The sequence below is a fragment of the Lachnoanaerobaculum sp. genome (assembly GCF_057250505.1).
Genome location: NZ_DBHIEQ010000031.1, coordinates 23,948 through 24,467, shown reverse-complemented (window position 1 = coordinate 24,467; position 520 = coordinate 23,948). Strand labels below are relative to the sequence as shown.

At 44.0% G+C, this 520-nt stretch carries 3 tRNA genes; all 3 read left to right on the top strand.

Features of this window, described 5'->3' with window-relative positions:
• Positions 1-199: 199 nt before the first annotated feature.
• The 3 genes from ACO6FI_RS11405 to ACO6FI_RS11395 all read left to right on the top strand — a co-directional run bounded on the left by ACO6FI_RS11405 (position 200) and on the right by ACO6FI_RS11395 (position 462).
• Positions 200-271: transfer RNA gene (locus ACO6FI_RS11405), tRNA-Glu, on the top strand.
• Positions 272-288: 17 nt separating this feature from the next.
• Positions 289-362: transfer RNA gene (locus ACO6FI_RS11400), tRNA-Ile, on the top strand.
• Between the two features lie 27 nt (positions 363-389).
• Positions 390-462: transfer RNA gene (locus tag ACO6FI_RS11395), tRNA-Asn, on the top strand.
• The last annotated feature ends 58 nt before the right edge of the window (positions 463-520 follow it).

The following is a 520-nucleotide window of genomic DNA, read 5'->3' as shown; positions in this document are numbered from 1 at the left end:
AGATAGGAAAAAATTTATAAGAAATGCAGTTTGGTAGGCAGTTTTGAAGGCACATATTTTTCTTAGTGAGAACGAGCGTAGCGAAGTACGAACTTAGAAAAATAGCGCACTTGATTTTACGAAGTAAAGTCATAGTGTTTCCTTTTATAAAAAAATACTTGACATTTCACTGTTCAGAGAGTAGAATATCACAGTATTCGGCCCCATGGTCAAGCGGTTAAGACATCGCCCTTTCACGGCGGTAACACGAGTTCAAATCTCGTTGGGGTCATTGGCGTAAGCCTATTTGGAGCTTTAGCTCAGTTGGTTAGAGCAATCGGCTCATAACCGATCGGTCCCGGGTTCGAGTCCCTGAAGCTCCACTGCCCTTAGTTTTCTAAGGGCAATATTCCTTGATAGCTCAGTCGGTAGAGCATGCGGCTGTTAACCGCAGTGTCGTAGGTTCAAGTCCTACTCAGGGAGCTAAGATTTTATATCTTAATATTTTGGCCCGATGGCTCAGTTGGTTAGAGCGCCGCCC